8 protein-coding genes are annotated in these 8,777 nt (G+C 69.5%); 5 read left to right on the top strand and 3 right to left on the bottom strand.

Annotation, left to right across the window (positions count from 1 at the left end; translation table 11 throughout):
• Window positions 1–122 precede the first annotated feature (122 nt).
• Window positions 123–1,181 carry a DNA polymerase ligase N-terminal domain-containing protein gene (locus tag L2C96_RS45115; RefSeq protein WP_237337288.1) on the bottom strand — a complete coding sequence of 353 codons (1,059 nt, stop codon included), beginning with the start codon at window positions 1,179–1,181 and terminating at the stop codon, window positions 123–125.
• A gap of 65 nt (window positions 1,182–1,246) precedes the next feature.
• Between L2C96_RS45115 and L2C96_RS19705 the strand changes: the two genes are divergently transcribed.
• From L2C96_RS19705 to L2C96_RS19685, 5 genes are read left to right on the top strand one after another with little or no spacing between them, the layout of a single operon-like run.
• Window positions 1,247–2,530: an ATP-grasp domain-containing protein gene (locus L2C96_RS19705; protein WP_237337287.1), complete on the top strand. Its 1,284-nt coding sequence runs from the start codon at window positions 1,247–1,249 to the stop codon at window positions 2,528–2,530.
• Window positions 2,531–2,536: 6 nt separating this feature from the next.
• The gene (locus L2C96_RS19700) at window positions 2,537–4,561 is read left to right on the top strand and encodes a CocE/NonD family hydrolase (protein ID WP_237337286.1); all 2,025 of its coding nucleotides are present in this window, start codon (window positions 2,537–2,539) and stop codon (window positions 4,559–4,561) included.
• A 34-nt stretch (window positions 4,562–4,595) separates the two neighbouring features.
• Window positions 4,596–5,498: an alpha/beta hydrolase fold domain-containing protein gene (locus L2C96_RS19695; RefSeq protein ID WP_237337285.1), complete on the top strand. Its 903-nt coding sequence runs from the start codon at window positions 4,596–4,598 to the stop codon at window positions 5,496–5,498.
• Window positions 5,495–6,772 (top strand): cytochrome P450, encoded by a 1,278-nt coding sequence (locus L2C96_RS19690; protein ID WP_237337284.1) that lies wholly within the window; start codon window positions 5,495–5,497, stop codon window positions 6,770–6,772. Before L2C96_RS19695 ends, L2C96_RS19690 begins: the two co-directional genes overlap by 4 nt.
• 34 nt (window positions 6,773–6,806) lie before the next feature.
• The gene (locus L2C96_RS19685) at window positions 6,807–7,370 is read left to right on the top strand and encodes a hemerythrin domain-containing protein (RefSeq protein ID WP_020421021.1); all 564 of its coding nucleotides are present in this window, start codon (window positions 6,807–6,809) and stop codon (window positions 7,368–7,370) included.
• Between the two features lie 297 nt (window positions 7,371–7,667).
• Here L2C96_RS19685 and L2C96_RS19680 read toward each other — a convergent pair whose 3' ends face one another.
• On the bottom strand, window positions 7,668–8,309 hold the full coding sequence (locus tag L2C96_RS19680; protein WP_237337283.1) for a UdgX family uracil-DNA binding protein: 642 nt from the start codon (window positions 8,307–8,309) through the stop codon (window positions 7,668–7,670).
• A complete protein-coding gene (locus L2C96_RS19675; protein ID WP_020421023.1) occupies window positions 8,309–8,773 on the bottom strand; it encodes an SRPBCC family protein in 465 nt (154 codons plus the stop codon). The genes L2C96_RS19680 and L2C96_RS19675 overlap by 1 nt, the downstream gene beginning before the upstream one ends.
• Between the last annotated feature and the right edge of the window lie 4 nt (window positions 8,774–8,777).

Raw genomic sequence — 8,777 nt, 5'->3', positions numbered from 1 at the left:
GATCGGGGGCGGGGGAGGTCTGGTTGGGGTAGTCGCTTGCTTTGCGTTGCCGGCTGGCGGTTGTGGGGTGGGGTGGTCCGTCTTGTTTCGTTGCCGGGCGGCATTTGTGGTGGGGGTTGCTGCTACTTGGCGATCGTTCGCCAGGCCTCGCTTCGTTTTCCGGCCTCATATACCGAATCCAGGCGCTTCGCGGTCACTCCGCCCAGGCCGTTCGCCAGGCTGGCCGCCAGCACGTCCGCCCCGCCGCCGTCATATGACTCCGGCGTTCGCCAGTACTCTCCGGCCAGTTTCAGCTTCCGCAGCCTCGCCCGGCGCTTCCGGTACGGCTGGTCCAGCAGCGACTTCCCATCCACGTGCAGCACGTCGAACGGCAGGAACAGCACCGGGGAGCGCTCGGCCAGTCGTTTCACCGATCGGGGCTCCGCCGTCACCCTCGTCTTGAGCGCCTTCCGGCTCGGCCTGCCCTCCTCCAGCACGATCAGCTCCCCGTCCAGCAGGACCTCCGTCGCCCCCAGCGACTCGCCCAGCGTGCGCAACTCCGGGAACAACACGGTGACGTCCTCGCCCGTCCGGTCACGCACCGTGATCCTGCCGCCCTCCACCCGGACCTGCACCCGCTCCCCCTGCCAGCGGAACTCGTACGCCCAGCCGTCCTCGTCCGGTGGCAGCGAACCCGGTCGCGGCTGCATCGGCTTCACGAACTCCGGCAGCTCCTCGCCGCTACCCCTGTCGATCCGGCGCACCAGCCAGTCCCGCGAATCCGCCTTGTGGCTGTTCACGAACAGGAACCGGCCCCGCACCCGGGAACCGTGCATGTCGACCTCGACCTTGTGGTCGTTCCAGTGCAGCACCTCGTACGTGCCACGGTCCCAGATCAACATCTTCCCGCCGCCGTACTCGCCCTTCGGGATCTCGCCCTCGAAAGTCGCGTACTCCAGCGGGTGGTCCTCGGTGTGCACCGCCAGCCGGGGCGGTCCGGGGCGCTGCGGCAGCCCCTTCGGCACCGCCCACGAAACCAGCACCCCGTCACGCTCGAAACGCACGTCCCAGTGCAGCCGGCGGGCGTGGTGCTCCTGGATCACGAACACGTCGTCGTCACCCTTCGGCACCACCCGGTCGGGCATCGGTTCCGGCGTCCGCTGCGGATCGCGTTTCCGCCGGTACTCGCTGAGATCGGGCACGTCGCGAGGTTACCCCCGTCACCCGCCGGTGTTTACCGATTCCCGACAACGGGGATCAACTCGTGGTGAGCGAAACCAACATCTTCGTGCTGGGACTCGACGACGCGAACCTGCGTACCCTGCGACGCGTGCCGGGGGCGGAGAACTACCGCTACCACCAGCTCCTCACGCAGGCGGACGTGCAGGAGGGCGAGATCCCCATCGCCGACCTGATCGACAGAGCCGTGACCGAACTCGAGGCCTTCGACGGCGAAATCGGCGCCGTGGTGGGCTACTGGGACTTCCCGGTGACCACGATGGTCCCGATCCTCGGCCGCCGCTTCGGTCTGCCCACCCCGAACCTCGAAGGCGTGCTCAAGTGCGAGCACAAGTACTGGAGCCGCCTCGAACAGCAGAAGGCCACCGACGCGATCCCGAAGTTCGCGCTGGTCGACCTCGACGGCGACCCCAAGCCGCCGGAGGGCCTGTCGTTCCCGATGTGGCTCAAGCCGGTCAAGTCGTTCTCCTCGGAGCTGGCCTTCCACGTCAAGGACGAGGACGACTTCACCGAGGCCGTCGAGGAGATCCGCGCCGGCATCGGGCGTGTCGGCAAACCGTTCCAGTACATCCTGGACCAGGTGACCGGCGTCGACATCCCGCCGGAGATCGCCGACGCCGGAGCGCTCGCCGCGCTCGCCGAAGAGGAGATGACCGGGCAGCAGGCCGCCACCGAGGGCTACGTCCACGACGGCGAGGTCGTCGTCTACGGCGCGCTGGACTCGCTGAACTACCCGGACAGCTCGTCGTTCCTGCGCCACCAGTACCCCTCGCAGCTGCCCGAGCCGATCGTGGAGAAGATGCTCGACGTCTCCAAGAAGGTCATCGAGCAGATCGGTCTGAACAACTCGACGTTCTCCATCGAGTTCTTCTGCCAGCCCGAAACCGGCGACGTGAAGCTGCTGGAGATCAACCCGCGGCACTCGCAGTCGCACGCGGAGATCTTCGAAGACGTCGACGGCGTGCCCGACCACTACAACATGATCGAGCTCGGCCTCGGCCGCCGCCCGAACATGCCGCACGACAAGGGCAAGTACAAGATCGCGGCCAAGTGGTACCACCGCCGCTTCGAAGACGGCGTCGTCAAGCGGATCCCCACCGAGGAGGAGATCCAGCAGCTGCAGCGGGACATCCCGGGCGTCGAGGTCGACATCGTGCCTGCCGAGGGCCAGCGCCTGTCCGAAATGGACGCCCAGGACAGCTACAGCTTCGAACTCGCCTTCGTCTACGTCGGCGCGGACAGCGAAGCCGAGCTGAAGGACAAGTACCAGCGCACGATCGACTCGCTGAAGTTCGAGTTCGAGGAGGTTTGATCGGATATGCGGGAGGTCCGCTCCCTGCCGTACGAGATCACTCAGGAAGAGCACGTCTGGATACCGGTGTCGGACGGCACGAGACTGGCCGCGAAGATCTGGCGGCCGGTGTCGGCCGACGACGAACCGGTCCCCGGGATCCTCGAGTACATCCCGTACCGCAAGCGGGACCTGACCGCCGTCCGGGACTCCGTCCACCACCCGTACCTCGCCGGCCACGGGTACGCGTGCGTGCGCGTGGACCTGCGGGGCACGGGTGAGTCGGAGGGCGTCCTGGCCGACGAGTACCTCGAACAGGAGCAGCAGGACGCCGAGGACGTGCTGGCCTGGATCGCCGATCAGCCGTGGTGCGACGGCCGCACCGGCATGATGGGCATCTCCTGGGGCGGGTTCGCCGCGCTCCAGGTGGCCGCGCGGAAACCGCCCAGCCTGCGTGCCATCGTCATCTCGTCGTTCACCGACGACCGCTACTCCGACGACTTCCACTACATGGGCGGCTGCATGCTGTCGGACAACCTCGGCGAGGCCGGGACGATGTTCGCCTACAGCACCCTGCCGCCCGACCCGGCGCTGGTCGGCGAGCGCTGGCGCGACATGTGGCTGGAACGCGCCGAGGGCGTCGGCCCGTGGGTGGACACCTGGCTGGAACACCAGCGCCGCGACGAGTACTGGTGCCACGCCTCAGTGTGCGAGAACTACAGCGACGTGCAGGTGCCGGTGCTCGCCTCCAGCGGATGGGCCGACGGCTACTCCAACGCCGTGACCCGCCTGCTGGCCAACCTGTCCGTGCCGCGCAAAGGCTTGATCGGGCCGTGGTCGCACAAGTACCCGCACCTCGGCCAGCCCGGCCCCGCGATCGGGTACCTGCAGGAGGTCGTGAAGTGGTGGGACCACTGGCTCAAGGACCGCGACAACGGCGCGATGGACGGGCCGATGCTGCTGACCTGGATGCAGGACAGCGTGCCGCCGTCGACGTCCTACGAGGAGCGCCCCGGCCGCTGGGTCGGTGAGCCGCAGTGGCCCTCGCCGCACATCGACTGGCGCACCTACCCGCTGGCGCAGCACCGCATCGCGCGCCCGGACGAGGAGGTGCCGGAGAGCGCGCTGCACGTCGAGTCGCCGCTGTCGGTGGGGCAGTTCGCCGGCAAGTGGGCCTCCTACAACGCCCCGCCGGACCTGCCCTACGACCAGCGCGAGGAGGACGGCGGCTCGCTGGTGTTCGACGGCGACGAGCTGACCGAGACGTGCGAGGTGCTCGGCGCGCCGAAGGTGCGGCTGGAACTGTCGGTGGACAAACCGGTCGCGATGGTCGCGGCGCGGCTGTCCGACGTGCACCCCGACGGGCGGGCCACCCGCATCACCTACGGCCTGCTGAACCTGACCCACCGCGACAGCAACCACGAGCCGCGGCCGCTGGAGCCGGGCAAGCGCTACCAGGTGGAGCTGGAACTCAACGGTGTCGCGCAGGCATTCCCGCCCGGCCACCGCATCCGGCTCTCACTGTCCACTTCGTACTGGCCGCTGGCGTGGCCGGCCCCGGAACCGGCGCGGCTCACCGTCCACACGCCGGGCAGCTCCCTGACGTTGCCGGTTCGGCCGATCCGCGAGTCGGACGAGGTGACCGGGGCGGTGTTCGGCGAGCCCGAGGGATCGCCGCCGATGACCACGACCGTGCTGCAGCCGGGCGAGCAGCGCTGGACGGTGTCCCGTGACCTGGTGGAATACCGCTCGGCGCTGGAGATCGTGAAGGACTCGGGCACGGTGCGCCTGGACGAACACGACCTGGAGATCTCCCGGCGCGCCTACGAGCGCTACAGCTCGGTGGCCGACGACTTCGCCTCGGTGCGCGGGGAGACGAAGTGGAGCATGACGTTCGCGCGCGGCGACTGGGAAGCACGCACCGAGACGCACACCGTGTTGTCGTGCACGCCGGAGGAGTTCGTGCTGCACGCCACGCTGGACGGCTACGAGGGCGCGAACCGGGTGTTCTCCCGCAACTGGCACCGCAGGTTCCCCCGCGACCTGGTCTAGTTTCGCGCCGGAGGAGCAGGGGTAACCGGAACCGGTGATCGGGAAGACGAGCCTGCACGCCAAACTGCTGATCGCCGAGATGCTCCTGACCGGGCGCAAACGCACGTTCACCGACGTGGACGCGCTGCACAAGAGCATGGGGCCGCGGCAGCAGCGGGAAAACGCGCTGCCGCCCCCCGCGGTGCGCAAGCAGGTCGACGTCGACCGGGCCGAGGTGCACGGTCACCCGGTGTACACGTTGCGCCCGCGGGCGAACGCCACCAGCCGGCACGTCCTGTACTTCCACGGCGGCGCGTACGTGCACCAGATCCAGGGTGACCACTGGAAGTTCTTCGCCCGGCTGATCGCCAGGACCGGCTGCGCGGTCACCGCGCCGCTGTACCCGCTGGCGCCGGGCAGCCACTACGACGACACGCTGTCGATGATCCACGCCACCTACAAGGAGGTGCTGGGCGACGTCGACCCGCGCGACCAGGTCCTGATGGGCGACTCGGCGGGCGGCGGCCTGTCGCTGGTGCTGGCGCGGGCGCTGCGTGACGAGGGCAGGCCGCAGCCCAAGGAGGTCGTGATGCTGTCGCCGTGGCTGGACATCACGATGACCGACCCTGCGCTGCCCGAGTACGACCGGCACGACCCGTACCTGGGCGTCACCGGCCTGCGGGAGGCCGGGCGGCTGTACGCCGGCGGCCTGGACCCGGCGAACGAGCTGGTCAGCCCGATCAACGGGGACCTGCGCGGGCTGGGCGCGCTGAGCTGCTTCATCGGCACGCGCGACGTGCTGCTGGCCGACGCGCGCAACCTCTACGACAAGGCGAAGGAGCAGGGTGTGCCGCTGGAGTACTGGGAGTACGGCGGCATGTTCCACGCGTGGATGATCGCGAACATCCCGGAGGCGAAGCACGCGCTGGACCGGATCGCGGAGCTGGTGACCCGATGAACGGACTGCCCACGGCCTCGGTGGCGGAGACGACGAAGGTGTTCGCCGGCGTGGTCGGCCCCACGCTCGCGGGCGGGGTGATCAAGCGGCGACCGCGGGTCATGACCCTGCTGGAGAAGATGCAGGCCGACGCCTCCGCGGTGCAGACGCTGCAGAAGCTGCGGGCCCGCCACGGTGACGGCCTGCTGCGGCTGGCGGTGCCCGGCCGGTCGTTCGCGCTGGTGCTCTCCCCCGAGGACGTCGGCCGGGTGCTGGCGGAGTCGCCGGAGCCGTTCACCCCGGCGAACCTGGAGAAGAAGAAGGCGCTGTCGCAGTTCCAGCCGCACGGGGTGCTGATCTCCGAGGGGCCGGAACGCGACCGCCGCCGGGCGTGGACCGAGCGCGCGCTGGAGACGAGCCGCCCCACCCACCACCTGGCGCCGTCGGTGCAGGCCAAGGTCGCGGACGAGTTCGCGGCGCTGGGCCCGGGTCCGCTCGACTGGGACACGTTCGCGCCGGTGTGGTGGCGGATGGTGCGCCGGGTGGTGTTCGGCGACCACGCCCGCGACGACCAGACGACGACCGACCTGCTGGAGCGGTTGCGGTTGGCTGCGAACTGGTCGTACCTGCTGCCGCGGCGGCGCAGGCTGCGGGAGGAGTTCCTCGGCCGGGTCCGTGCGCTGCTCGCCCGTGCGCCGGAGGACAGCCTGGCCGGCGGGCTCGCGGCGGACGACGAGGTGGCCAGCCAGATCGGGCACTGGCTGTTCGCGTTCGACGCCGCCGGAATGGTCACCTTCCGCACCCTGGCGCTGCTGGCCACGCATCCCGCCCAGCGGCAGAAGGCGCGGCAGGACCTCGCGTCCGGCGCCGAGCTGGGTTACCTGCGCGCGTGCGTGCTGGACACGGTCCGTCTGTGGCCGACGACGCCGGCGATCCTGCGGGACACGACGAAGGAGCTGGACTGGCACGGCCACCGCGTGCCCGCGGGGACGGGTCTGCTGGTGTTCGCGCCGCTGTTCCACCGGGACGATTCGCGGTTGTCCTACGCGCACAGCTTCGTGCCGGAGATCTGGCTGGACGGGCGAGCGCAGGAGGAGCCGTCGCTGGTGCCGTTCAGCGCGGGGCCGGGTGAGTGCCCGGCGAAGAACCTGGTGCTGTTCACCAGCGCGACGGTCCTGGCCACGATGATCCGGGACCGCGACTACACAGTGGACTCCTCCCCCAAGCCCGGCCCCGGCCGCCCGCTGCCCGCGACGTTCGACAACTTTTCGTTGCGCCTGACCGCGCATCCGTGAGGTTAGGTTCCACCCGTACGGGTACCGCAGTCGCATGACTGCCGCAGAGAAACCCGATCTGATCGCGCTGATCATCTCCGATCACCGCCACATCGAACGCGTCTTCACCGAGCTGGAGGCGGGCGCGGGCACTCCCGAGCACCGCCGGGACCTGGCCGACCACGTCATCGCCGAGCTGGTGCGCCACTCGGTCGCCGAGGAGCAGTTCATGTACCCGGCGGCGCGGAAGTACCTGGAGAACGGCGACGAGCTGGCCGACCACGAGCTGGAGGAGCACGCGGAGGCCGAGGAGGTCATGAAACAGCTGGAGGACGTGCCGGCGACCGACCCCCGGTTCGACGAGCTGATGCGCCAGTTGATGGACGACATCCGGCACCACATCGAGGACGAGGAGAAGGACCTGCTGCCGAAGCTGCAGTCCGCCTGCTCGCCGGACGAGCTGCGCGACCTGGGTGACAAGGTGGCGAAGGCGAAGAAGATGGCGCCGACCCGCCCGCACCCGGCCGCGCCGGACCGCCCGCCGATGAACCTGATCCTCGACCCCGGGGCCGGTTTCATCGACAAGATCCGCGACGGCCTGAGCAAGCGCAACACCTGACAGCGAACACGAAGAGGCCCCTCACCACAGGCGAGGGGCCTTGCTTCTGAGCAAGCAACAGCCACCGAAGGCACCCAACGCCCACCAAGGCCCTTAAACCCCTCCCTGCCCCTTCGTCCCCGCCATCCCTTGCGGTGCGGTGGGCGGGTCAAGGGTGGGGCGAAGCCCCACCGCGCAGCGACGCCGAAGGCGCCCTTGACGCGCCCACCGCACCGTAAGACGCTGAAAAACGAAGGGCCCGCCCAGCCAAAATCCCCGCCGATGCGAAGCGAGGCGACCCCCAACCACCGCAAGCCGTCACATCACCGATGGCACAGCCCGCAAATCCTTCACCAACGCGGCGAACGCCTCGTCCCGATCCGGAGCCCGCAGCACCGACGACGGATGCACGGTAGGCAGCACCCGCTCCGGCCGCCCGGAGAACTCCTCCGGCGCCGGCAGCAACTCCCCACGATGGGCGGTGACCCGGAACGACGGGCCCATCAGCGATGAAGCCGCGGTCGCCCCCAGCAGGACCACCACCGACGGCTGCACAGCCTCCAGTTCGGCCACCAGCCAGGGACGGCACGCCACGATCTCCCCGCGTGAGGGCTTCTTGTGGATCCGCTGCTTCCCCCGGTCGGCCCGCACGAACTTGAAGTGCTTGACCGCGTTGGTGACGTAGACCTGCGACCGGTCGACCCCGGCCTCCTCCAGCGCCCGGTCCAGCAACCGGCCCGCCGGCCCGACGAACGGCTCCCCCGCGACGTCCTCGCGGTCCCCGGGCTGCTCGCCGAGCATCATGACCTTCGCCGGCGCGGGCCCGTCCCCGAACACGGTCTGGGTGGCGTCTCGGTACAGGTCGCATCCCTGACAGCCGAGCGCCGCCGAGCGGAGCCGGTCCAGCGATCGGCTGTCCGGCACGAACTCGGCGGCGGTCCGCTGCGTCTTGGTGGCCATCAGCTGCCGGGACGGTCCACGTCACCACGCCACGCGCCGGTCTCCTGACCGCCGCGCTTCTCGATGAACGCCTTGAAGCGCTCCATGTCGCCGTGCACGCGGCGGTCCAGGATGCCGAGCTTGTCGGCGGCCTGCTCGACGAAGCCCTCGGGGTCGATGTCCATCTGCGCGGTCACCCGCGTCTTGTGGTCGTCGAGCCGGTGGAACGTGATGACGCCGGCGTGGCTCGGGCCGGAGTCGGACCGCCAGGCGACCCGCTCGTCGGGGTGCTGCTCGGTGATCGTCGCGTCGAACTCGCGCTTCGCGCCACCGATCTTGGTCACCCAGTGCGTGTGCGTGTCGTCGAGCTGACGGATCTCCTCGACGCCCTCCATGAACTCAGGGAAGGACTCGAACTGGGTCCACTGGTTGTAGGCGGTGCGGACGTCGACGTTCACGTCAACGGACTCGGTGATCGTGCTCATTTCG

Source organism: Amycolatopsis tucumanensis (assembly GCF_021654135.1).
Taxonomy (GTDB): Bacteria; Actinomycetota; Actinomycetes; order Mycobacteriales; family Pseudonocardiaceae; genus Amycolatopsis_E; species Amycolatopsis_E tucumanensis.
Note: the sequence above shows the minus strand (reverse complement) of the source record. Positions and strands in the feature narration are given on the sequence as shown.